At 54.4% G+C, this 21,915-nt stretch carries 22 protein-coding genes; 16 read left to right on the top strand and 6 right to left on the bottom strand.

Annotation, left to right across the window (positions count from 1 at the left end):
- Window positions 1–505 precede the first annotated feature (505 nt).
- From BLR64_RS13810 to BLR64_RS13760, 11 genes are all read left to right on the top strand, one after another.
- A complete protein-coding gene (locus tag BLR64_RS13810) occupies window positions 506–1,603 on the top strand; it encodes a CgeB family protein (RefSeq protein ID WP_415841166.1) in 1,098 nt (365 codons plus the stop codon).
- A gap of 29 nt (window positions 1,604–1,632) precedes the next feature.
- Window positions 1,633–2,766, top strand: coding sequence for a CgeB family protein (locus tag BLR64_RS13805; protein WP_090714947.1), 1,134 nt, complete (start codon window positions 1,633–1,635; stop codon window positions 2,764–2,766).
- Between the two features lie 210 nt (window positions 2,767–2,976).
- A complete protein-coding gene (locus BLR64_RS13800; RefSeq protein ID WP_090714946.1) occupies window positions 2,977–4,452 on the top strand; it encodes a glycosyltransferase family 4 protein in 1,476 nt (491 codons plus the stop codon).
- A 207-nt stretch (window positions 4,453–4,659) separates the two neighbouring features.
- Window positions 4,660–5,751, top strand: coding sequence for a non-hydrolyzing UDP-N-acetylglucosamine 2-epimerase (wecB, locus tag BLR64_RS13795; protein WP_090714945.1), 1,092 nt, complete (start codon window positions 4,660–4,662; stop codon window positions 5,749–5,751).
- Entirely contained in the window at window positions 5,744–6,730 is a 987-nt protein-coding gene (locus BLR64_RS13790) for a polysaccharide biosynthesis protein (protein ID WP_090714943.1), read from the top strand. The genes wecB and BLR64_RS13790 overlap by 8 nt, the downstream gene beginning before the upstream one ends.
- Window positions 6,727–7,566, top strand: coding sequence for a dTDP-4-dehydrorhamnose reductase family protein (locus tag BLR64_RS13785; protein ID WP_090714942.1), 840 nt, complete (start codon window positions 6,727–6,729; stop codon window positions 7,564–7,566). Before BLR64_RS13790 ends, BLR64_RS13785 begins: the two co-directional genes overlap by 4 nt.
- Complete coding sequence (locus tag BLR64_RS13780) at window positions 7,563–8,525, top strand: NAD-dependent epimerase/dehydratase family protein (protein ID WP_090714940.1); 963 nt, start codon at window positions 7,563–7,565, stop codon at window positions 8,523–8,525. The genes BLR64_RS13785 and BLR64_RS13780 overlap by 4 nt, the downstream gene beginning before the upstream one ends.
- The gene (locus tag BLR64_RS13775) at window positions 8,522–9,241 is read left to right on the top strand and encodes a glycosyltransferase (protein ID WP_068728314.1); all 720 of its coding nucleotides are present in this window, start codon (window positions 8,522–8,524) and stop codon (window positions 9,239–9,241) included. The genes BLR64_RS13780 and BLR64_RS13775 overlap by 4 nt, the downstream gene beginning before the upstream one ends.
- A 41-nt stretch (window positions 9,242–9,282) precedes the next feature.
- The gene (locus BLR64_RS13770; protein ID WP_090714938.1) at window positions 9,283–9,858 is read left to right on the top strand and encodes a class I SAM-dependent methyltransferase; all 576 of its coding nucleotides are present in this window, start codon (window positions 9,283–9,285) and stop codon (window positions 9,856–9,858) included.
- A gap of 26 nt (window positions 9,859–9,884) precedes the next feature.
- A complete protein-coding gene (locus tag BLR64_RS13765) occupies window positions 9,885–10,607 on the top strand; it encodes a glycosyltransferase family 2 protein (protein ID WP_090714937.1) in 723 nt (240 codons plus the stop codon).
- Window positions 10,604–11,641 (top strand): glycosyltransferase family 4 protein, encoded by a 1,038-nt coding sequence (locus BLR64_RS13760; RefSeq protein WP_167360675.1) that lies wholly within the window; start codon window positions 10,604–10,606, stop codon window positions 11,639–11,641. Before BLR64_RS13765 ends, BLR64_RS13760 begins: the two co-directional genes overlap by 4 nt.
- A 65-nt stretch (window positions 11,642–11,706) precedes the next feature.
- Here the strand turns inward: BLR64_RS13760 and BLR64_RS13755 are convergent, their stop codons facing one another.
- Entirely contained in the window at window positions 11,707–12,777 is a 1,071-nt protein-coding gene (locus BLR64_RS13755; RefSeq protein ID WP_090714934.1) for a glycosyltransferase family 4 protein, read from the bottom strand.
- A gap of 186 nt (window positions 12,778–12,963) precedes the next feature.
- On the opposite strand from BLR64_RS13755, the gene BLR64_RS13750 reads away from it, so the two are divergent.
- The gene (locus BLR64_RS13750) at window positions 12,964–13,911 is read left to right on the top strand and encodes a YhcN/YlaJ family sporulation lipoprotein (protein WP_090714932.1); all 948 of its coding nucleotides are present in this window, start codon (window positions 12,964–12,966) and stop codon (window positions 13,909–13,911) included.
- A 249-nt stretch (window positions 13,912–14,160) separates the two neighbouring features.
- Here the strand turns inward: BLR64_RS13750 and nagA are convergent, their stop codons facing one another.
- From nagA to BLR64_RS13735, 3 genes are read right to left on the bottom strand one after another with little or no spacing between them, the layout of a single operon-like run.
- Entirely contained in the window at window positions 14,161–15,366 is a 1,206-nt protein-coding gene (gene nagA, locus BLR64_RS13745; RefSeq protein ID WP_090714931.1) for an N-acetylglucosamine-6-phosphate deacetylase, read from the bottom strand.
- A complete protein-coding gene (nagB, locus tag BLR64_RS13740) occupies window positions 15,351–16,082 on the bottom strand; it encodes a glucosamine-6-phosphate deaminase (protein WP_090714929.1) in 732 nt (243 codons plus the stop codon). Before nagB ends, nagA begins: the two co-directional genes overlap by 16 nt.
- Complete coding sequence (locus tag BLR64_RS13735; RefSeq protein ID WP_090714928.1) at window positions 16,082–16,960, bottom strand: MurR/RpiR family transcriptional regulator; 879 nt, start codon at window positions 16,958–16,960, stop codon at window positions 16,082–16,084. The genes nagB and BLR64_RS13735 overlap by 1 nt, the downstream gene beginning before the upstream one ends.
- A 443-nt stretch (window positions 16,961–17,403) precedes the next feature.
- On the opposite strand from BLR64_RS13735, the gene BLR64_RS13730 reads away from it, so the two are divergent.
- Window positions 17,404–17,589 (top strand): hypothetical protein, encoded by a 186-nt coding sequence (locus BLR64_RS13730; RefSeq protein ID WP_090714926.1) that lies wholly within the window; start codon window positions 17,404–17,406, stop codon window positions 17,587–17,589.
- Between the two features lie 103 nt (window positions 17,590–17,692).
- On the opposite strand, the gene BLR64_RS13725 is transcribed toward BLR64_RS13730, so the two are convergent.
- Both BLR64_RS13725 and BLR64_RS13720 read right to left on the bottom strand, forming a co-directional pair.
- On the bottom strand, window positions 17,693–17,911 hold the full coding sequence (locus BLR64_RS13725) for a helix-turn-helix domain-containing protein (RefSeq protein WP_068728322.1): 219 nt from the start codon (window positions 17,909–17,911) through the stop codon (window positions 17,693–17,695).
- A 10-nt stretch (window positions 17,912–17,921) separates the two neighbouring features.
- The gene (locus BLR64_RS13720) at window positions 17,922–18,404 is read right to left on the bottom strand and encodes a DUF2975 domain-containing protein (RefSeq protein ID WP_090714924.1); all 483 of its coding nucleotides are present in this window, start codon (window positions 18,402–18,404) and stop codon (window positions 17,922–17,924) included.
- A 306-nt stretch (window positions 18,405–18,710) separates the two neighbouring features.
- Here BLR64_RS13720 and BLR64_RS13715 point away from each other — a divergent pair, with 306 nt between their 5' ends.
- The 3 genes from BLR64_RS13715 to BLR64_RS13705 all read left to right on the top strand — a co-directional run bounded on the left by BLR64_RS13715 (window position 18,711) and on the right by BLR64_RS13705 (window position 21,185).
- A complete protein-coding gene (locus tag BLR64_RS13715) occupies window positions 18,711–18,935 on the top strand; it encodes a helix-turn-helix domain-containing protein (RefSeq protein WP_039876697.1) in 225 nt (74 codons plus the stop codon).
- 154 nt (window positions 18,936–19,089) lie between these two features.
- Window positions 19,090–19,851: a SagB/ThcOx family dehydrogenase gene (locus tag BLR64_RS13710; protein ID WP_090714922.1), complete on the top strand. Its 762-nt coding sequence runs from the start codon at window positions 19,090–19,092 to the stop codon at window positions 19,849–19,851.
- A 356-nt stretch (window positions 19,852–20,207) separates the two neighbouring features.
- Window positions 20,208–21,185 (top strand): LacI family DNA-binding transcriptional regulator, encoded by a 978-nt coding sequence (locus BLR64_RS13705; protein ID WP_090714921.1) that lies wholly within the window; start codon window positions 20,208–20,210, stop codon window positions 21,183–21,185.
- Window positions 21,186–21,915: the final 730 nt, after the last annotated feature.

Here is a 21,915-nt window from a genome sequence, read left to right as displayed (position 1 = left end):
CCCGTAAAGAGACGTTCTATAAGTCCAGAAGACGAAGTGAATCGTCTGTGGGAAGGGAGTCCGAGGGGCTCATAGTACCAAGGAACCTAAGGACAACATAACCTTAGGGAGGGAAGGAGCCCTGCTTTGTTCATGTTTCACCAAGAGGTACGAGTCCGTGAATGCCCAAAGCGGCTAACGACACGCAAGAAAACACTCAAGAACTCGACAGGGGAAACTAGGTCATGGGCCAAGGCCAGAATGCTGCATGCCCATGAATGACGAACATCGGAAAGCCGTATGAGGGAAAACCTCACGTACGGTTTGATGAGGAGGGGCTGAATTTATTCAGCCCTTTACTCTAGCGGCAATGGTGGCTGGAGTGGAAGAAATCAGCAAAGGTGCGGGCAACCCGGGTGATTGACAGCGGGCATCTGCCAATTTATCGGCGGGCATGGCAGATGTCCATGAGGCGGATGCTGACTCCGCATATAGTACTACTGTCTTGAGAATATGACGGGGCAGGGTGAAAGCCGTGAAAGCAAAAAAGAGAAGAACGCGTCCGCGGGATTACCGGGACGGCTATCAGGAGGGATACCGTCTCGGCTTATGTGAAGCTGTGAAACGCCTGAATTCTCCGGAGGTGGAAGCATGCCGGCCTTTTAAGCTGATGTATGTCCCTCAGGGGTTTGAAGCGATAGATACAGGAATCACAGAAGCGCTCCGGCTGCTTGTCAGTGAGCTGATTCTCGCAAGTCCTGATACGATGCTGGAGGTTGCAGCGCGAGAGAAGCCGGGAGCTGTGCTGGTCATGAACGGGCTGCATGTTTTTCCCGAGAACCATCTGGACCAGATTGATGAAATCCGCAAACTGGGCATCGCTACAGCTATCTGGTTTGCAGATGACCCCTATTTTACCGAGGATACCTCCGTTATCTGTCTGCACTATGACCATGTATTTACTCATGAGCTGGGGTGTGTGGAATTTTACCGCTCACTGGGGGCCGGCTCTGTCCACTACCTTCCCCTCTGTGTCAATCCGCAGATGTTCTATCCGCGCCGGACCGGGCCGCAGCACCAGTTCGACATTGTGTTCATCGGCAACGCGTTCCGTAACCGCACCGCGCTGTTTGATGAGCTGGCGCCTTACCTGAAGGGGAAAAAGGTGCTGATCGCAGGCGGCTTCTGGGAACGGCTGAGCCAGTTCGAGGAACTGTCGCCTTTTATCAAAAGCGGCTTTATTCCTCCGGAGGAAACGGCCAATTACTACAGCGGAGCGAAGCTGGTCATCAATATTCACCGGCCTTGGGAAGGCGGACTGGATAACCGCAATACCTTTCAGCTGCCGTCGCGCTCCATTAATCCCCGTACCTATGAAATCAGCGCCTGCGGAACGATGCAGCTGACAGATATCCGTGAGGATCTGGGTAGCTATTACCGTCCGGGCTACGATCTGGAGACCTTTGCCTCGGCCGAAGAGCTGAAGCGTAAAATCGATTACTACCTGAAGCATGAGCATGAGCGGCGGAAATTTGCGCTGCGGGGGCTGCAGACGACCTTGCGCCGCCATACCTTTACGGCAAGGCTGCCGGAGCTGCTGAATGTTCTTACTTCACAAATGTGAAATCCAAAGGGATGAAGGAGCGATTACTCATGAATAACGAATTTATCATACCCGCGCCGCCGCTGCCACGGACACCGGCAGAGGAAGAAAAGCTGCGCGGACGCCTGACCGGCTTCAAGATCGGCTATGACGAGGGCTATCTGCGGGGACGGCTCGCCATCCTGGACGGCCGGCCGGAAGAGCCGATTCCGGTGAGAAACCTGCATGTAATGTATGTAGCCTCCGGCAAGGGCTATCCGTACTCCCCGCTGGATGACGCTGTTCTTTATGCCCTTCAGAAGCTGACCACCCAGGTTACGGTAACGGATGTACGGCAGAACCTGGCGGAGCTTGCAGCAGTGCAGTGCCCGGATCTGGTGCTGGTGCTGGACGGAATGGAGCTGCCGCTGGAGCAGGTTTCCATGCTGCGGGGCAGAGGCATCAAGACGGCAATCTGGCTTACCGATGACCCGTACTATACCGATTTTACGATGAAAATTGTTGCCCACTACGATTACGTGTTCACGCTGGAGCGCAATTGTGTGGAGGTCTATCGCGGTCTGGGCTGCCCTGAGGTGCATTACCTGCCGTTCGCCGCTCACCGGGAGCACTACCGTCCGACGACCGGCCGTTCGCCGATTCAGCGGGATGTCAGCTTCATTGGTTCGGCTTACTGGAACCGGATCAATTTTTTCCGGGATATCATGCCTGAGCTGATGAGCTTCAACACCGTCATTAACGGCATCTGGTGGGACCGTCTCCCGGAAGCCCCTCTCTACGGGGATCGGATTGAAATCGGGAAGTGGATGACTCCTCAGGAAACGGCAGTCACCTACAGCGGCTCCAAAATAGTTATTAATTTGCACCGTGCCCATGTGGATGAAAAGGACAACAACAATGCGCTGCTGATACCGGCCGCCTCTCCCAACCCGCGTACCTTTGAAATTGCCGCCAGCGGTACCCTGCAGCTAAGCGATGCCAGAGATGATATGGGCACTTTCTACAAAGTTGGCGAGGAGATTGATACCTTCTCCAGTCCGCAGGAGATGATGGATAAAATCCGTTATTACCTGACACATGAGGAGGAGCGCCGGGATATGGCTCTGCGCGCTTTCGAGCGGACGCTGAAGGATCATACCTATACCAGACGCCTTCACCAGCTGCTGACTGTCATCTACGGGTAAACGGCCTCCGCTCTGGAGAGTGTTTTATAAAAATATGCACTTACCGGGGGACAGGTGTCGTGCCGGCATCTGTTCCCCCTCAATATACTGAGTACTGGACCTTGGCACCCGCCCTGAAGCGGTCGGCAAGGGAAGTGCGAAGAAAAGCTTAACACTTTGAAGGAGGTGAATGGCTGCTCGAGGCCCTTTGCCAGGGAGCGCCGAAACACCATGGCCGACAAAGCTACAATCGTCCTCTTTTCCCACGTTTCCAATACCCGCAGCATCACGGGTGCAGAGAAGCTGCTGCTGTTCTTCGCCCGCGAGCTGTCCTGTTACTTCCATTGTATTCTCGTAGCCCCTCAAGACGGCAAGCTGACCCAGCAGGCCCGCAGGTCCGGCCTGAATGTGCAGATCATCCCGATCCCGCTGGTCTACGGGATGTATACCCCGTATGCGGGACTTGAGGCGGATATCTGCAAATTCCAGGAGGGCCGGGAATACCTGGAGCTGAGAGACTGGCTCGCCGCGCTCCGGCCGGCGTTCATTATTTCGAGCACCTGTGTGCATGCCCTGCCGGCACTGGCGGCAAAGTCGCTGGGCATTCCGGTAGTATGGAAGATTTCCGAGACAATCACGGATAACGAATACACCGGAATCAGTGTGGAGCTGATTAACAGAAACAGCGATGAAATTCTGGCTATTTCCCATACGGCCGCGTCGTGCTTCCCGCAGGAGATCCGCGACAGCAAGGTGACACAGCTTCCGCCCTCCTGGAATGACCAGGAGCTGCTGATGGCGGCCTGGAGCACATTGCGCAGTGAACGGCGGCGGGAGCTGCGGATTGCTCCGGGGGAGCTGCTGATCGGTTATATCTCTTCCTTCATTAATAAAGAAAAAGGGTTAGAGCATTTTGTGAAAATGGCGGTTCTGGTCAGCGAACAGCATCCCGAAGCGAAATACATTGTCATCGGCACTCCCGGTGACAAAAGCTACTATGAGCGCTGTGTGCGTAAGGTAAAGCTGGAAGGGCTGACCTCCCGCTTCAAATTCTACGGCTATGAGGATTCCCTGCCCTCCGCTTACTGCGCGATGGATTTGCTGGTGGTTCCCAGCCTGATCCGCGAGGGCTTCGGCATGACGGCGCTTGAAGGCATGGCTTTTGGCAAGCCGGTCGTCGCCTATGACTCCGGCGGCCTGTGCGAAGTGCTGCAGGCTGCAGGCTGCGGCGGCCTGCTCGCCCCGGCAGCGGACATCGGCGCGCTTGCTGCGCGCGTGAACGGCCTGCTGGCCGAGCCGGGCCTTGCCGCCGCCACCGGCAGCCAGGCGCGCGAGCGCATCGACGCCGCCTACGGGCCGGCGGCTTACCGCGCGCGCCTGCTCGGCCTTGCGGAGCGCTGGCAGCTCCGCTACTGCCTGGCGCCGCCTGAGCCCGGCGGCGCAGAACCCGCCCCGCCCGCAGCGCTGCCTGCGGGCGGGGGCGAACCGGCGGCGGCCCCGGCCCCGCCGCCGGAAAGAGCGCGCCGCGCAGCACGGCTGCGGCGCGCAAAGCTCCGGCGCGGCAGGCTGAGCCGCGCCAAGACCCGGGCGCGCCGCAGGAAGCGCCCGGGCCGCAAGCGGCGCGCGGGCGGCAGCGCGCGCCGGAAGAGCCGCCGCGGGCAGCGGCACCGCGGCAGGAAGGCCCGGCGGCGGGGACGCAGCCGCTAGGGCTGTGCCCTTCCGCGGGGCGCTGCGCCCCCGCCGGGGCTCTGCCTTTCGCGAGGCGGTGCGCCTCTGCCGGGGCTCTGCTTCCGCAAGGCGCACCGCCTCCGCCGGGGCTCTGCTTCCGCGGGGCGCACAGTGCCCGCGCCGGCAACAATACCACCCTGCCTGAATACAGCATCAGGCAGGGTCAACATCAAAGGGAGTGAACCCATGAAGATCATGACGATTTTGGGCACACGGCCCGAAATTATCCGGCTCAGTGTGATCATACCGCTGCTGGATAAGCATGCGGAGCGGCATGTGCTGGTGCATACCGGCCAGAATTTCACGGCCAGCCTCAGCGGAGTGTTCTTCGCAGAGCTTGGACTGCGGGAACCGGACTATGTGCTGCAGGATAAGCAGGCAGGGCTGGGCGGCCAGCTGGCTGCCATGTTCGGCAGCCTGGAAGGCATTCTGCTGAAGGAGCGGCCGGACCGGGTGCTGCTGCTTGGCGATACGAACAGTGCGCTGTGTGCTATTCTCGCCGAACGGATGGGCATTCCGGTAATCCACATGGAAGCTGGCAACCGCTGTTATGACCTGAAAGTGCCCGAAGAGAAAAACCGCCGTGTCATCGACGCGGTTTCCACCATTAATATGCCATATACGCAGCAGAGCAAACGCCATCTGGTCAGCGAGGGCTTTCCGAGCCAGCGTATCGTGCTCACCGGCAACCCGATCCATGAAGTGATCACACACTATCAGGAGCAGATTGACAGCAGCGATATATTATCCAGACTTACACTGACCTCCGGCCAGTACTTCCTCGTTACAGCCCACCGGGCGGAGAATGTGGATGATCCTGAGTCGCTGGTGCAGATCATGTCAGGGCTTAACCTGGTCGCTGAGCAGTTCGGCCTCCGCCTGATCTGCAGCATTCATCCCCGTACCCGTTCCAAGCTGACGGAGCAGTTTCCGCTGACCATGAACCCGCTGGTGGAATTCCATGAGCCTTTCGGATTTTTTGATTTCGTCCATCTGGAGCAGCATGCCCTCTGTGCGATTACCGACAGCGGAACCGTCCAGGAGGAATGCTGCCTGATGGGAGTGCCGACCGTAACGATCCGCCGGACGACAGAACGTCCGGAGACGGTGGATTGCGGAAGCAATGTAGTGTCGGGAGTTACGCAGAACAGCATTCTGCGCAGTGTCCGGCTGATGACGTCGCTGAGTCCGAAATGGGAGGCACCGGAAGGCTATTTGACCCCGGATGTCTCGGCCAAGGTAGTCAAATTTTTGCTTGGAGGGAACCTGCATGTTTAATAATAAACGGATTCTGGTCACCGGCGGCACCGGTTCCTGGGGGCATGAGCTTATCCGGCAGCTGCTGCCGCAAAATCCCAAGGAGATCATCGTCTTCTCCCGCAGTGAATCTGCACAGGTGGCAATGAGCCGAGAATTTGAAGATAACCGCCTCAGCTTCGTTATCGGCGACATCCGTGACAAGGAGGCGCTGGTTGCCGCCTGCCGCGGCGTGGATTATGTGTTCCATCTGGCGGCGCTGAAGCATGTTCCGGTCTGTGAGGATCAGCCTTATGAAGCGCTGAAGACCAACGTGGTCGGCACCCAGAACGTTATCGAAGCGGCCATTGCCAATAATGTGGAAAAAGCGATCTATATCTCCACCGACAAAGCGGCCAATCCGTCCAACTTCTACGGCATGACCAAGGCCATCGGCGAAAAGCTGTTCGTCTACGCCAATCTGCTCGGCTCCCGTACCCGGTTTGTAACCGTGCGCGGCGGCAATGTGCTGGGAACGAACGGCAGTGTCGTTCATCTCTTCATGAAGCAGATCAAGGATAAGGGCCAGGTCCGCATTACCGATATGAAAATGACCCGCTTCTTCTTCACCCTGCGCGATGCAATCACCCTGCTGTTCAAAGCCTCGGAAGTCAGCCTCGGCGGCGAAATTTTCGTCATGACCATGCCGACCTGCAGGATCGTCGATCTGGCGGAAGTGCTGATCGAAGCCTCCGGAAGAACCGATGTCAGCATCATTGAAGCAGGCATCCGGCCGGGTGAGAAAATCCACGAGATCCTGATGAGCGATTTTGAGAGCCTGACGACCGTGGTCTACGATGAGCAGTACCTGGTTATTCTCCCGACGCTGGATATGCCTGAGCTGAAAGCCCACTACAAGAGCTATCCGCATGTCTCCTTCAACAGCTTCAGCTCGGAGAACAACCTGATGAATCAGGAGGAGATCAAGGATATTCTGATCCGGGGAGGGTTCCTGCAATGAAGCTGCTTATCCTCGGCGGAAACGGTATGGCGGGTCATATGCTGGCGGCGTATTTTCGCCGCCAGGGCACACATCATGTCTTCCATACAACCCGGGATAAGAGTGATCTTGGCGGGCTGTATGTCGATGCCGACGATATTGCCGGCGTTGAGAAGCTGATTGAAATGGTATCACCCCATTGCATTATTAATGCAATGGGTGTCCTTAATCAGTTTGCCGAGCGCGACCGGGTTACGGCTTATCATGTGAACGGCTTTCTGCCGCACCGGCTGCGCCGTGCTGCAGATGCCGCGGGAGCCCGGCTGATCCATATTAGCACCGACTGCGTATTCGAAGGAACACGCGGCGGTTACACAGAAGAGGATGCTGCCGACGGCACCTCGGTCTACGCCATCACCAAAAGCCTTGGTGAAGTCCGTGCCCCCGGCCATCTGACGATCCGCACCTCAATCATCGGGCCGGAAATCCGCGCCGGCGGCATCGGGCTGATGGAATGGTTCATGGCCCAGAAGGGGCCGGTCTCCGGCTATGAACGGGTGATGTGGAACGGGGTCACGACGCTGGAGCTGGCCAAAGCGGTAGAGCAGATGCTGGATTCGCCGGTTTCCGGCCTGATTCATCTGGCCCATCCGCAGCCGCTCAGCAAATATGAGCTGCTGCGCTATATGCAGCAGGCCTTCGGCAAAGATGATGTTGAGATTATTCCCGAATCCGCGCATGTCCAGGACCGGACTCTAGTGAGTACAAGAGCCGATGTTCATTTTGAATTGCCGGCATATCCTGTAATGCTCAGAGAACTGGCTGACTGGATGAAACAGTCAGCGATGTACACATGAAGGCGCGCAGGCTGCTGATTACCGGAGCTGCAGGCTTTACCGGAGCGCATGCTGTCCATTACTTCCATGCCGCCGGGGCAGAGGTTACTGCTGTGGTGCGCCGCCCCCCGGCAGCCCGTCTCTGGCCGGAAGGGGTAAAGCAGCAGGTCTGTGATCTGAGCGACCGCAGTGCTGTAGCGGCCATGGTTGCCGAGACGGAGCCGGATGAGGTGCTGCATCTGGCCGGCCGCAATTCCGTCCCGGAATCCTGGCGGGACCCGCTGCTCTACATGGAGACCAATGTGATGGCGACGCTGTATCTGCTGGAAGCGCTCCGCGCCCGGCCGGCAGGGCGGATTCTGGTTGCGGGCTCCCGGCTGAAGTACCAGCCGGGAACCGCTGCCGGTCCGCCCCATCCTTACAGCCTCAGCAAAACGCTGGAGGAGCTGGTGTCCCTGGCCTGGGGGACCCTGTTCAAACAGCCGGTTCTGCTGGCGGAGCCCTGCAACCTGATCGGCCCCGGCCCCTCCACCGGCTTCTGCACCCTGCTGGCGCAGCATATTGTCCGCAGCGAGGCTGCAGCGGCTAGCGGGGCTGATGCGCCGCAGGCCTTCCGGCTGTCTTCACGGCAGGCACTGCGCGACTTTCTGGATGTGCGCGACGCTGTGCGGGCTTACGACTATATTCTCCGCAGCGGTGCAGAGGGCACCGTCTACCGGATCGACTCGGGAACACAGCGGACGCTGGGCGATATTTCCGTTAAGCTTCTGGCGCATGCGAAGGCTCCGGTGCCGATGGACTGGGGACCGGATACCCCCGGGCAGGCGCTTGGTCCGGCTGGGACAGCGGAAGGGGAGGCTCCGGACGAAGCAGTGGAGAATGCTGCTGCACTCGGCTGGAAACCGGAGATCAGCCTTGAGCGCTCGCTGAAAGAGATTGTGGATTATTGCCGCTCCGGCAGGGAAGGAAGGTTGTCATGAATCGTCCGAAGGTTTCGGTCATTATTCCGTTCTATAATTGTCCTTATATCGAGCAGGCGCTGCAAAGCGCCTTATCCCAATCCTGGCAGCCCTATGAGATTATCGTAGTCGATGACGGCTCTTATGTTCACACGGACCGGATCGCCCCTTATCTGCACAAAATTCACTATCTGGGCAAAGCCAACGGGGGAACAGCCTCCGCCCTGAATCACGCGATTCTGCATGCTACCGGTGATTATGTGGCCTGGCTCAGCTCAGACGATATGTTTTACCATGACAAAATAAACAATCAGGTGCTCTTCATGGAGCAGAACCGCCTGCTGATCACCTATACCAACTTCCATTTTATTAACGGGGAATCGCAATTGACGGAGATGAACGGTTCGCCCGTCTTTCCGAATCATCTGGAATACCTGCGGTGCTTCCTGCAGGGCAATCCGATCAACGGCTGTACGGTTATGTTCAAACGTGAGCTGTTCGGCGCTATCGGCTTGTTCAATGAGTCTCTGCCTTACACACATGATTACGATCTGTGGTTCCGGGCGATTCTGAACGGCTACCCCCCGGTTATGCTGAACCAGCCGTTAACCGCCTACCGGCGCCACAGCGGGATGGGTACCCTGAAGCATTACGATGTCATTATGGCAGAGGCTGCAGCGACCAATGCCCGCTATAATGGTATGCTGCGCGGACTGATTGCCTCGATGGGCGGCTGACCGCGCAGCCGCCGCCAAGAACCTAAGGGGGAGGGAAGCCTATGTACCGGGAAATTCAAGTGAAGGACTTCCTGCCGGTTCTGCTGGAGCAGCTGAAATTTTCCGACAGCATTCTGGATGTCGGCAGCGGGACCGGGGCGCTGCTGGAACGCTATGAAGCTGCTGTAGTAGTCGGCCTGGATATTCACCGGCCCTATCTGCTGCACCGCAAATATACTTCGCCCTGTATTATCCCGATCCATGCCAATGCCAGCCATATCGACAAGCTGTTTCTGCCGGGAACGTTCTCGGCAGTGACGCTGATTGATTCGCTGGAGCATTTTACAATGGAAGAAGGAATAGAGCTGCTCCGCAAAGCGGAGATCATAGCCTCGAACCGTGTAGTGGTATTTACGCCGCGCGGATTTTTTCCGCAGGAAGGGACCGATCATTTTCATCTGCAGGGCGAGTATTACCAGCGGCACTGGAGCGGCTGGGAGCCTGAGGACTTCATGAAGCTCGGCTACTCGGTGACTGTGCTGAAAGGATTCCATCATGCCGAGAATCCGGCCTTCCGGGAAGCATTCGGGGAAGATCACGCACCGCTGGATGCCCTGCTGGCCTGCAAAACGGTCTAACCATACTTCGGGAAGGAGGTGAGCGTATGAACCATAGCTCTAAGGTATCGGTGGTTATCCCTTTTTACAATTGTCCTTATATAGATGAGTCGGTAGAGAGCGTGCTGGCCCAGAGCTACTCTGATATTGAGCTGATTGTGGTTGACGACGGTTCTTCCCTGTACACCGACAAGCTTAATCCCTACAGGGACAAAATCATCTATATCCGCAAGGGAAACGGAGGTACCGGATCGGCGCTCAATATGGGGATTAAAGCAGCCAGTGGAGCTTATTTTGCCTGGTTAAGCGCGGATGACCGGTTTCACCCGTACAAGATTGAACGGCAGCTGCAGGAGCTGCGCAGCACAGGGACTCTTTTTAACCATACTGCCTATTACTACATCAATGAACAGAGCGAACGGGTATCCGAAGTCATCAGCGTACCCTTTCCCGACAGGCGTGAGCTGATCAGGACGATGATGACGGGCTGTCCGGTTAATGGCAGCTCTGTTCTGCTCCATATGGACATTTTCCGGGCTGTAGGGCTTTTTAATGAAAGCTTCCTTTATACCCAGGACTATGATCTGTGGCTGCGGATTCTGCCGCATTACAGCTGGTCTTACATTGAACAGCCTCTGCTGGATTACCGGGTGCATCAGGCGATGGGCTCCGTTATTCACAATGAAGCGCAGAGCAGGGAAATTAAGATGGTACAGGCCAAGCATAACAGTGCTCTTGCCAAGCTGCTCAGAAAGGAGGGATGGCCATGAGGCTGATATTTCCGGTTCTGACCCTGTCCAGGGGAGGCGCACAGCGGATGCTGGCCGAACTGGTCAACCGACTTAGCGGAACAGGGCATGATGTGGTCGTGCTTATGCCTGCCGGAGGCACTGTGGAATATGAGATGCACTGCCAGGTGGTCCACTCGTCTGCCGTCAGCCTGACTGAGCATGATTTTCCTTACGGGGACGTTATTGTTTCCAATTACTATACAACTGTGCAGGCGGCCCAGCGGGCCAGTGAGCAGGGAAAAGGCATACATGTCAGGCTTGCGCTCTGCTATGAACCGACTTTTCTGCCCGACAATAACCAGTCGTTTGCCTCCTACAGCATAACCCGTAACCTCATGGTGCTGTCGCGCTGGCAGCAGGAGATTGTCCGGATCAACCATGGCATTAAAGGAAGAATTGTACCGGTTGGCGTAAACGGAGATTTTTATAATATGCAAATGCGCGGAGTACCGGGAAGGCCGCTCGTGGTATCCGCGATTCTGCGTAAGCCGGAAGGAGGATTCTCCGGGCACCGGGAGCAGGAGTATCTTTTGCAGGAGCTTAATACGGTAAAGGAGCTGCATCCCGAGGTTCAGATCTATCTGATAACACCGCCGGGTGAATATGCCGATTCGGCTGCACTGAAGGCCATTCTGGCCGATACCCGATACCATACGCGTACGCCTTCCAATGATATAGAGCTGTGCTACCATTATAATGAGAGTGATATTTTTGTCAGCTCCAGCACCTTTGATACCGGCTCGCTGCCCGGTCTTGAAGCGATGCGCTGCGGGGCGGCACTGGCTACAGTCTATTCCGGAGGCAATCTGGAGTACGGTATGCACGGGCATAACTGCCTGATGTCCTTCCGGTTTGAGAACAGGCTGGCTCAGGATATCGTCACTTTGATAAGGGATCAGAAGCTGCGAGAACGAATTGCCAGCCGGGGGGAGCAGGATTCCCGGCGGTTCACCTGGGAGCGAAGCATGCAGATTTTTCAGGCGGAGCTGTTCGATATTGTTGCCCGCAGCTAAAAAGAACCTTCAGGCCCGGTGGCGGCACCGGGATCCTGAAGGTTCTTTTGCCTGGCTTCATGTACCTAGAAAATCGAAAAGGAGTTCAGCATTTCACGGAACGACTGGGCATAACGCTCAGAGCCGAACCGGACCTCCATATGGTTTCTGCCCTGAAAGCGGATGTTGTCCCGCAGCTCCAGATTGTTCATCAGCTCCAGGCCTTCCTGTACCGCAATTCCTACATTGCCCAGCGGATAGAATTTGCCGGAGTAATTATGGACGATAAATGAACGGACACCGTCGGAATCGGTGCTAAGTACAGGACAGGTACAGCAGATGGCTTCAGCCACGGCATAACCGAAGCCCTCTGTAATCGAAGTAGACAGCAAAAAACCTCCGGAAGCGGCTATGGACGAATAGTATATAGGCATCACATGGTTAGGGATATTCGTGAAAACCACCAGCCGGTCATTTAATCCTAGCCGATGCAGTTCTTCCTTAAAAAGCTGCTTCTGCTCCTCACTGGCAAGCTGCGGATCATGAAACATCCAGAGGTGCAGATTGGGCTTACTGCTGCGGAGGTCCTTGGCAATCTGCAGATATTCGCGCCAGTTTTTGTTGGTCTCCAGCCGTCCGACCCAGGCAATGACCGGGTCAAGCGGCTTCTCGCCGGGAATGAAACGGAAAGACTGGACATCTACGATATTGGGAATGATATAGCGGTGCAGCCAGGGACAAATGGCGATGAAGTATTCCACCAGATGATCTGTAGGCGGAATCAGCACCGCATTGCAATGGGAACGTAAATAAGGAACCGCTTCTATAATCGTATTCTTGGCATCTTCACGTTTCCCGAGCCCTTGGGATTCGTAGATCAGAATACCGCCGAACCCCAGCCGCCGCAAGCGTTCCAGCAGCAGGTAGTCAGAGGTTACAATAATCGCATCGTAGCCCTCGGTTTCGAGCAATGTGCGGATTTCTTCATCTCCTGAAGCGATAAATACCGGAAATTTGTTCTGATTCTGCTGCGAGGAACCCGGCATGAGATATAGAACATGGCATTCGATGCCTTCGCGCTGCAGACTTTCGCACCGCAGTTTGTTCAGGGTCTCGACCCCGCCGCTGGGTACATAAAACGTAAATAATACCTTCATGCTCAACCCTCCTGAGTTCACCTTGCGGGAGCCCTACTGTCTATAGGATACGCGAAGGTTCTCCGGCATGTGACAGTATTCGGGCAGCCTGTGCCAAATCCTTTCAGGATAATACGCTTTGCTGCGGGTCAAGCTAAGTCTTGTTATGCTGCATTCATTATATTGTAGAGGCGGAGGCTAGAGTTTATGATACGGTCAAAAGTCAGCACATCAGTAGTATCAACGGCTTTGCTGCTGGGGATGATCAGTCTTACCGGCTGCGGTGCAAATAATGCCGCAGACAGTAACAATGTGCATACAAACAGTGTAAAAGGAAACAACGGCGGCCGGATTCAGACAAATGCGGTGCGGGGCAATACCTACGACAAGATGGAGATGAGCCAGGAGCTTGCCGACCGTGTCACGGCTATGCCGGAGGTTAGCTCTGCCAATGTCATGCTGGCCGGAAGAAGCGCTTATGTTGCCGTAAAGCTTGACGATACCAACGGCAAGCCGCGCAACATCGGCACCCGCAATTATCGTTCTTACAGCTATGATGTCGGCAATGCTTCCGGTATTTTGCCGCGTACGGGCAATGTGGGCGGCGCAGATAACGGGCATATGACAGGTGGAGCAGGCAGCATGGATAACGGGTATAGAACCGGCGGCCGCGGCAGTGTAACCGGTACACCGGGTGTAACGGGTATGGGAGGCTCCGTGGACGGAGTTCCCAAGAGCCTGACTGGCACAGGAACGGTCGGGGGAACCGGCATGACGGCTCCACAAGCTTATCCGGGTAACGGAGGAAACGGTATCCTGTCCGGCAGCAATTACACAGACGGAACCCGGATGAAGCGGGATATTGACGACAGCATGGGCGGCGGAATCGGAATCCGCAGCGCTGCGCCTAATAACAATTACCGGATGAACAGCAATGATGATGATGTGACCAGCGACATGAAGGACCGGATTGCCGCCGAGGTCAAAAAGGTTAACCCGTCTATCCGGAACGTTTACGTGTCGGCCAATCCCGACTTCGTGGAGCGGGCTGACTATTATGCCCGGGAAGCCCGTGCGGGCCACCCGCTGAAGGGCTTTGCGAAGGAATTCGGCACAATGGTGGAGCGTATCTTCCCGACGCGCAGCGGGGATTAAGGCCGCTGCAAGAGCAGAAAGTAACTGGAAAAGCGAAAATCTTAACGTAAATGCACTAACCAAACGCAACCGGCTGTACGCGGACAAGAATGTAGTCCGCTGCACAGCCGGTTCATTCTAGATCCAGCTGTCCTGCCGGTCACCTTAGAAGGAACCTGGTTATTGTTATCTCTGGGCAAAGGATAGGTACGTGTTCTTTTTTGAACAATAAACAGCGGTCCCCGGAAAAAACCGGGGACCGCTGCGTATTTAATCTATAGCGGCTGTAATCTCACGGCCGTTAATCCATACCCCATGCAGATTAAGCTGGTCATCGAGCCGCAGGATATCACCGCGTTTGCCGGCCTCCAGCGTACCGATGGTGCGCTGCAGCCCCAGCGATATAGCCGGCGTAAGGCTGGCTGCCTGCGAGGCCTCCTGCAGACTGAGCCCGACTTCCTGAACAAGATAGCGGAAGCCGCGGATCATGGTCAGGGTGCTTCCGGCCAGCGACTCAGGATGCTCCTTCAGGGTAGCAACGCCGCCGCTGACCATAACGGGCAGATCGCCAATCGTATATTCACCGTCCTCCAGACCGGTTGCTGACATCGCGTCGGTAATCAGCAGCAGATTGGCTTTATTTTTAAGCCGGGTTACGATCCGGATCGCTGCGGGATGGACATGGATGCCATCAGCAATGATCTCCGCCCGGATCCTGTCGTCGAACATTACCGCTCCGGCTGTTCCCGGCTTGCGGTGATGCAGCGGTGTCATCGCGTTGTACATATGCACTGCCTGGTTCAGCCCGGCATCAGCAGCGGCGATAACCTCCTCGAAGGTGGCGTTAGTATGTCCCAAGGCAGCCGTTATGCCATGCTTGCGCAGCCAGGAGATGGCTTCCAGCGCTCCTTCGCGTTCCGGCGCAAGCGTTACCTGGCGGATCAGCCCGGGATACTGCTGCTCCCATGCCTCCAGCCATCCGATATTGGCCGGGACGATGTGCTCGGGATTCTGCGCACCCGGCCATTTCTGGCTGATGAACGGTCCCTCCAGATGGACACCGGCTAAGCGGGCGTAAGGCATTCCGGCTGTGCGGTAGGCGTCCACTTCGGCCAGCACCCGGTCGATCTCCGGCTTGGCTGCGGTCATCGTAGTCGCCAGCATCGTAGTGGTTCCCTGCGAGGCATGGAACCGGGTAATGGTATCCAACGCGCGGCTGTCGCTGTACATGAAGTCGTAGCCGGCTCCGCCGTGCACATGCACATCGACAAATCCGGGAATCAGCAGGCTGCTTTGTCCCTGACCGCTAGCCGGCCATTCAGCATAGGCGTCAGGCAGCCAGGCGGCTTCACCTGCGTAATGGATCTGTTCTCCTGAGACGGCAACGACGCCATCTGCTATCAGGCCGGCCGGCGTTAGTACCTTGCCATAGAGCAGCTGTGCGGAGACTTCTGTTTCTGTTATGATTTGAGCCATTTGGCAGCTCCTTCGTCCAGCAGAACGACAACATTCGGATGGCTCTGCAGCAGTGAGGCCGGGCACTGGGTTGTAATCGGACCCTCCAGTGCGTTACGGACCGCCTCTGCCTTCTCTTCGCCGCGCACCAGCAGAACAATCTGCCGTGCTTTGAGGATGCCGCCGATCCCCATGGTCACCGCCTGGCGGGGCACATCCTCCAGCTTGTCGAAGAAGCGGGCATTGGCTTCACGGGTTTCTTCCAGCAGATCCACTACATGTGTGCCGCTGCTGAGGCTGGCATCCGGCTCATTGAAGCCGATGTGGCCGTTGCTCCCGATGCCGAGAATCTGAAGGTCAACCGGTCCGTTATCCTCCAGCATCCGGTCATACGCCAGACATTCGGCTGCAAGATCCGGCGCATTGCCGTCAGGCACATGAGTACGGGCAAGGTCGATATCGACATGGTTGAACAGGTGCTCGTTCATGAAGCTGCGGTAGCTCTGGGGATGGTCTACAGGCAAGCCCACATATTCATCGAGATTATAAGAGGATGCTTTGGCAAAGCTGACCAGCCCCTTGCGGTGCATCTCGACCAGTCTGGCATAGACAGTGACCGGAGAGCTGCCGGTTGCAAGGCCGAGCACAGCTCTGGGATTGCTCTGCAGCAGGCTGACGATCAGATTGGCACCGGATTCCGCGAAATCTTCCTGGCTTTTGAATGTAAGGATGTTCATTAAGATTGACCTCCCCGTTTATGACGGTAATGTTGGACGTTCAGATAAGACTGCTCCAGCTTGGGGATGAAGTCCCCGAACCGGGTGCTGACCATGCCGGTGAACAGAATATCAATGATATGCAGCTGCGCGATCCGTGAAGCCATATCGCCCCGGCGCATGCCCTGCTCCAATGAGGAGGAGAACAAAGGGATGTCGGCCAGAGCAGCCAATGTGCTGCTGCCGTAAGAAGTAAGTGAAATGGTGGAAGCGCCGCTGGCCTTGGCACAGCTTAAGGCATCAATCGTCTCCGGTGTTTCCCCGGAATAGGAGACGGCAAAAGCCACATCACCCTTGGCGAGTGAGGAAGCGGAAGTAATCTGCATATGCGAATCGGCAAAAGCAGTGCAATTCACCCCTATGCGTACCAGCTTCTGATAGAAATCCTGAGCGACAATCGAAGAGGTGGCCATCCCGTACAGATCCACACGGCGGGCATTGCAGAGCAGATCAACCGTACTCTGCAGCCGCTCCAGATCAAGCAGTGATGTGGTGTCCCGGATTGAGGTCAGGTGATTGGCCTGCATCGCTTCAACGATGACGGACAGCGGGTTTCCGGCGACAATATCCTGATAAGAGGAGCCGCCGTCCTGCGGGGAGGCGTCGCCATGGGCGATCTCTGCCGCCAGCTTGACTTTGAAATCGGGAAAGCCCTTGAAATGCAGCACCTTGCAAAAACGTGTAATAGTAGCGGGACTAACCCCGCACTGTTCAGCCAGCTCCGTGATTCCCATATGAACGATCTCGCTGGGGGAGGATAAAATACGGTCCGCCAGCCGGCGCTCCATCAGGGAGAAGCTTGCCTGCTCATGCTCCAGGGCGTGCAGTATAGGAGACAATAGCTCCACCTTCTTTTCTGTATCATGGTCTGAAATTGGATTAACAACCGAAATTATTTTTATAAATATATATATTTGTAAGAAAATTATTTTCATAATCAGAATAAATCATATTGTCTCAGGATGCAAGCAGGACTTTAAGCTCCCGGCTGTTGTTCATATGCTCTGCGGTAGTAGGGAGGAGCCGGCACTTTCGGTTGACCGTTTACAATGGTTATTTTGCGCACAGTCACAGGATTTTTGCACTCTAAAAATTCGTCCTCTCCACAAGAACAATAATCCTCTAACAGAGCACAAAAACCTTTAAAATTAGCATATTATCGGATAAAATCCGTTAAATAATGTCTTTTACCAGTGGACATAAACGTAAAATATGTTATAATGAAAGCGTAACCAAAAAGGGGTTCAAATTATGATTTCATCGCTCGAGGAGGATGAACGCAATGCTGGAAGTTCTGAAGGAACTTAAGAACCGGGTCATTGGATATTGGCAGCCGGAGGTAGCATCCGGGGAGGATGATTATCTGAACATGGAGTATACCGTACAGCGTCATTTGCACACACCGCAGCCGGTTAGCCCGCTCACTTATGAGGAACAATCCCGGATCAAGTCTATTATTTACCACTGATACCGGCTTCAGCAGATAGATAAATATTACGCAAGTAACGCGTTACGGCAAAAGACCGCAAACCCGGAAAGCCTCCGGAACTGCGGTCTTTTATTTGTGTGTATTACTGGGTCTTATCGTCACTTCTATACTCAAGTAAATCTCCGGGCTGGCAGTCAAGGGCCTTGCATATCGCCTCCAGGGTGGAGAGCCGCACCGCCTTGGCTTTGCCATTTTTGAGAATGGACAGGTTGGCCATCGTAATGCCCACCCGCTCCGACAGCTCGGTTACGCTCATTTTCCGCTTAGCCAGCATCACATCAATGTTTACGATTATCGCCATTGTCGTCACCTCAGACCGTCAGGTCAATCTCTGATTTTAGTTCAATTGCTTCTTTAAGCAGCTTCTGGAGAACGGCAGCAAAGAAGGCAATCACCATCCCGGCAAAAATCAGCACCATCCCGATGACGATAATGCCCGGGGCATCATCCCTCTCCGCCAGCAGATAAAAGAGCGGCATTCCCAGCACATACACCCCGCTGAAAGCCAGCGCACAGTACTTGATCAGCTTTAAGGCCCGCACCGACAGCTCCGAGAACGCCTTGTTCCGGTCGATGTAGCTTAACAGCTTGAACGCCTGATACAGCGCGAAGTAGAAGGGGAGCACCGATGCATATAAATCGAGCAGGACAAGAACCTTCAGATAAGCATGATCCGGATACAATTCCGCTGCAAACTCCGCAATCGCCGGCACTGCAAAGATACACAAGGCCAGTACGGGTATACTGATAAGAATAAGCGCCGCCTTCAAAAAAAGTGTTGATCCACGTTCCATAACACAAGCCCCTCACTTATGAGTAATTTTGATAATAACTTACCACAACATTTATTGAAAAACAATAAAAAAATAATGATAATAAATATTTTGTTATTGTTATAAAAGCATGCTGGGATGGTGTAACGGGAGGCGCCGGCCATTTGCAGCATCATTCATGCTCAGCCTGTCCCTGACGGGACATTTGCCACCGCCCAATTTGGGTCAGTAACAGCACCATTGACATTGCGCATACATAGTATGTTTTGACTGTATCCCTTTACCTTGTTATACCAAACAAACCCAGGGCAAGGAGGGGTGACACCATTGAAGGGGAACGATCATCACAGCAAATTTCTGTTAACGCATCGTGAGCGCGAAGTATTCGAGCTCCTCGTGCAAGACAAAACTACACGGGATATTGCCGGATTGTTATTTATTAGTGAAAAAACGGTCCGCAACCACATCTCCAACGTCATGCAAAAATTAAACGTCAAAGGCCGTTCGCAAGCGGTTGTCGAGCTGATCAAGCTTGGGGAGCTGAAAATATAGCTGGCCTGGCTGCGTTGCAGTGACACGTTTAAACCTCCTTTTATTCTACGGGATGAGGGGAGGTTTTTTGTTGTAATGATTGTGATTACCGTCACAAACTAATTTATACAACATGATAAATTAAAGTCACCAATGTCATTCAGGAGGGTCCGTTATGGCAAGATACGAGCAGCAAAGACAATTTCTAAAATCCAATTTTCTTGAGTTCAAGCATATAAAAACAGACAAGATCAAGGGAGTGGCCCAACCGCCGGTTGTTAAGCCTTTTGATCCAGACTCACAAATCATTGATTTGCCTAAAGTCAGCAGAGAGGTTTTACGCAACGGAAATATGTTCGATTGCATAGATCAGAGAAGAAGTACAAGATTTTATTCTGCAGAGATGCTAAGCCTTGAGGAGCTGTCCTATTTATTATGGGCTACCCAGGGGATTACGGGCATGAACAAGAATGGGCTTACCTTGCGGACGGTCCCCTGCAGCGGGGCTACGCACACCTTCGAAACCTATTTACTGATTATGAGGGTGGAGGGTGTTCAAGAGGGGATTTACAGGTACCTGCCTACCGGGCATAAGCTCTTATTTATGTTTGAACTGGAACAGATGGAACAGAAGGTTGACGCTATTACTTTGGACCAGCCGTTTGTCCCTAATTTCGCCAAGAAAGCCGCTGTACTGTTTGCGTGGAGCACAACGCCGTACCGCTCCGAATGGAAGTATGATATTTCAGCCCACAAAAAAATCCTCATCGATGTGGGGCATGTATGCCAGAACCTTTATTTATCCAGTGAATCTATCGGTGCAGGGGCTTGCGCAATCGGAATCTATGATCAAAAGCTGATTGATGAGATTCTGGGATTAGACGGCGAGGAAGAGTTCGTAATCTATCTTGGTGCAGTCGGGAAAAAACGGGAATAGCTGCCTGCAGACGAACCTGCTGTCACGGCAGTAGTTGGGTGCTTTAACACGCATCTACAGCATCATGCAGAAATGAAACATTTAAGCCTTCTGTCATCCCTCTGGATGAGGGAAGGTTTTTTGTTGCCCTCCAGATTTGCTGCAATAAAAAAACCGCCTCTATTCGGCGGAAATTCGTAACTTAACCGGTCCGTCACGCCCTTGCGGTCACGCCGGTTTAGTCCGGTAAGCTGTTACAGTCTCAGTGTAGCGTATGAAATGCGTTCCATAGCAAGCTTTTTACAATACAAAATTTCGGGGAGCGGTGTGGTAAAATAAAACCAATAGATGCCTAATTTCAGGAGGAAGCTGCGCTGATGGCCAATATCAAGGAGATTGCCCGGATTGCTGGCGTTTCTGTAACCACTGTGTCCCGTGTGCTGAACAATCATCCCTATGTGAGTGAGTCCAAGAGAGCCACTGTGCTCCAGACGATAGAGCAGCTGCATTATGCACGAAATATGAATGCGGTGCATCTGAGCACCGGGCGGACGGGGACGGTCGCGGTCATTCTGCCGTATATCAATTTGTTTTATTTCTCGGTGGTAATGGACGGGCTGGCCCATGAGGCGCTGCTCGCGCAGTACCGGCTAATCCTCTGCCAGAGCAATTATGCTCCCGATGAGGAGCTGAAGGTGCTTGAGATGCTGCGCAACAAAGAGATTGACGGCGTTGTAGTTGTCTCTACAGCACTGCTGCCGGAGGTCATTGAAGAGTATATGGAGTACGGGCCGGTTGTGACCTGCCAGGATAACGGGGAACGGCGTTTTTCGTCGGTATATATTGAACATTATGCGGCCTTTCGGCATGGTCTGGAATATCTGAAAGACAAAGGTTACCGCAAAATCGGCTATTGCGAGGGCCGGCAGAACGGCAGCAGCGCATCCATCCGGCAGACGGCGTTTCAGGCTTTTTTGGCTGAGCATCAGCTGCCCTTCCGGCAGGAATGGATGGTGTTCGACTGCATGACAGAGGAGAGCGGGGCGGCAGTTGCCCGCTCGCTGCTTCCGATGGAGGAACGGCCCGAGGTGTTCATGGTTACCGGCGACCATGTCGCAGCGGGGCTGATTATCGAAGCGCGCAAGCACGGGCTGCGTATTCCGGAGGACATCGCTGTGCTGGGCTTTGACAACCAGCCGATCGGCCGGCTGCTTGAAATCTCCACAATCGACAACCATCTCTACGATATGGGTGCCGCCGCCTTCCGCATCATCCACGAGCAGATCCGCACAGGGAACAGACAGCCTGTATACCGGAAGCTGGATTATGAGATTATTGAGCGGGGGACGGTGTAGTGTAGGGGGCTGGTGCCGGCTAGCTGCTTTATTCGCCGGATGACCCTGCTTCTGTGACGCCGGATCATGGTCCGGCTCCGGTTAGTCCGGTAAGGCTTCATACGCTTCACGTTTCTTTCGTCAAAGGCTCAGCCCGCAGCATATTCTAAGGGCAAAAGGCTACGGGCAGAGCGTGATGGCAGGCATTACGGAATGTCTGGACAAGCTGATCCTCTCCTCTAACACATTTAGTTGGAAAAACGACTACTAATTGAGCTGGTTTATCGTATAACGGGAAATTAGGTGAAAAAAAGTCACTTAATTTCAGCAGAAACGTTAGTTTCAGCTGCCATGTGAGGTATTAGTGTACGAAAATCCACTTAGATTGCGCACGAGCCAGAGTTTGCGGAATTTAGTATGCAAAAATCCACTTAAATTCTGCCCGAGCCAGCCAGCAGGAGATGAGGATAGCAAAACCCGGCCGGATTCCCTCCATACCCAGCAGTTGGCACCAGATAACTATGCAATCAACCGCCGAGTATGCTATAACACCAGCCGGTTCTTATATCGTATAAGTTTTGGAGTAATTGTGCAGTTGTTATCCTACAGCTCCGGTCCTCAATACCAAAAATCAATAATTTTTCCAGGATTTTTACACTAATAATTGGGATATTTGCCGCCGGAAAAAGATGCTATATTCTTACTGGTAAGCGTTTTCAATAAACGTTTACTTTGGAGTGTTTACATAAAA

Source organism: Paenibacillus typhae, assembly GCF_900099765.1.
Classification (GTDB): domain Bacteria; phylum Bacillota; class Bacilli; order Paenibacillales; family Paenibacillaceae; genus Paenibacillus_AQ; species Paenibacillus_AQ typhae.
This window is presented reverse-complemented; position numbering and strand designations above follow the sequence as displayed.

Bases quoted from the DNA above. Each gene is read 5' to 3' on its own strand.
- BLR64_RS13805 (WP_090714947.1), top strand. From the start codon at position 1,633: ATGAATAACGAATTTATCATACCCGCGCCGCCGCTGCCACGGACACCG.
- BLR64_RS13800 (WP_090714946.1), top strand. From the start codon at position 2,977: ATGGCCGACAAAGCTACAATCGTCCTCTTTTCCCACGTTTCCAATACC.
- wecB (WP_090714945.1), top strand. From the start codon at position 4,660: ATGAAGATCATGACGATTTTGGGCACACGGCCCGAAATTATCCGGCTC.
- BLR64_RS13790 (WP_090714943.1), top strand. From the start codon at position 5,744: ATGTTTAATAATAAACGGATTCTGGTCACCGGCGGCACCGGTTCCTGG.
- BLR64_RS13785 (WP_090714942.1), top strand. From the start codon at position 6,727: ATGAAGCTGCTTATCCTCGGCGGAAACGGTATGGCGGGTCATATGCTG.
- BLR64_RS13780 (WP_090714940.1), top strand. From the start codon at position 7,563: ATGAAGGCGCGCAGGCTGCTGATTACCGGAGCTGCAGGCTTTACCGGA.
- BLR64_RS13775 (WP_068728314.1), top strand. From the start codon at position 8,522: ATGAATCGTCCGAAGGTTTCGGTCATTATTCCGTTCTATAATTGTCCT.
- BLR64_RS13770 (WP_090714938.1), top strand. From the start codon at position 9,283: ATGTACCGGGAAATTCAAGTGAAGGACTTCCTGCCGGTTCTGCTGGAG.
- BLR64_RS13765 (WP_090714937.1), top strand. From the start codon at position 9,885: ATGAACCATAGCTCTAAGGTATCGGTGGTTATCCCTTTTTACAATTGT.
- BLR64_RS13760 (WP_167360675.1), top strand. From the start codon at position 10,604: ATGAGGCTGATATTTCCGGTTCTGACCCTGTCCAGGGGAGGCGCACAG.
- BLR64_RS13755 (WP_090714934.1), bottom strand. From the start codon at position 12,777: ATGAAGGTATTATTTACGTTTTATGTACCCAGCGGCGGGGTCGAGACC.
- BLR64_RS13750 (WP_090714932.1), top strand. From the start codon at position 12,964: ATGATACGGTCAAAAGTCAGCACATCAGTAGTATCAACGGCTTTGCTG.
- nagA (WP_090714931.1), bottom strand. From the start codon at position 15,366: ATGGCTCAAATCATAACAGAAACAGAAGTCTCCGCACAGCTGCTCTAT.
- nagB (WP_090714929.1), bottom strand. From the start codon at position 16,082: ATGAACATCCTTACATTCAAAAGCCAGGAAGATTTCGCGGAATCCGGT.
- BLR64_RS13730 (WP_090714926.1), top strand. From the start codon at position 17,404: ATGCTGGAAGTTCTGAAGGAACTTAAGAACCGGGTCATTGGATATTGG.
- BLR64_RS13725 (WP_068728322.1), bottom strand. From the start codon at position 17,911: ATGGCGATAATCGTAAACATTGATGTGATGCTGGCTAAGCGGAAAATG.
- BLR64_RS13720 (WP_090714924.1), bottom strand. From the start codon at position 18,404: ATGGAACGTGGATCAACACTTTTTTTGAAGGCGGCGCTTATTCTTATC.
- BLR64_RS13710 (WP_090714922.1), top strand. From the start codon at position 19,090: ATGGCAAGATACGAGCAGCAAAGACAATTTCTAAAATCCAATTTTCTT.
- BLR64_RS13705 (WP_090714921.1), top strand. From the start codon at position 20,208: ATGGCCAATATCAAGGAGATTGCCCGGATTGCTGGCGTTTCTGTAACC.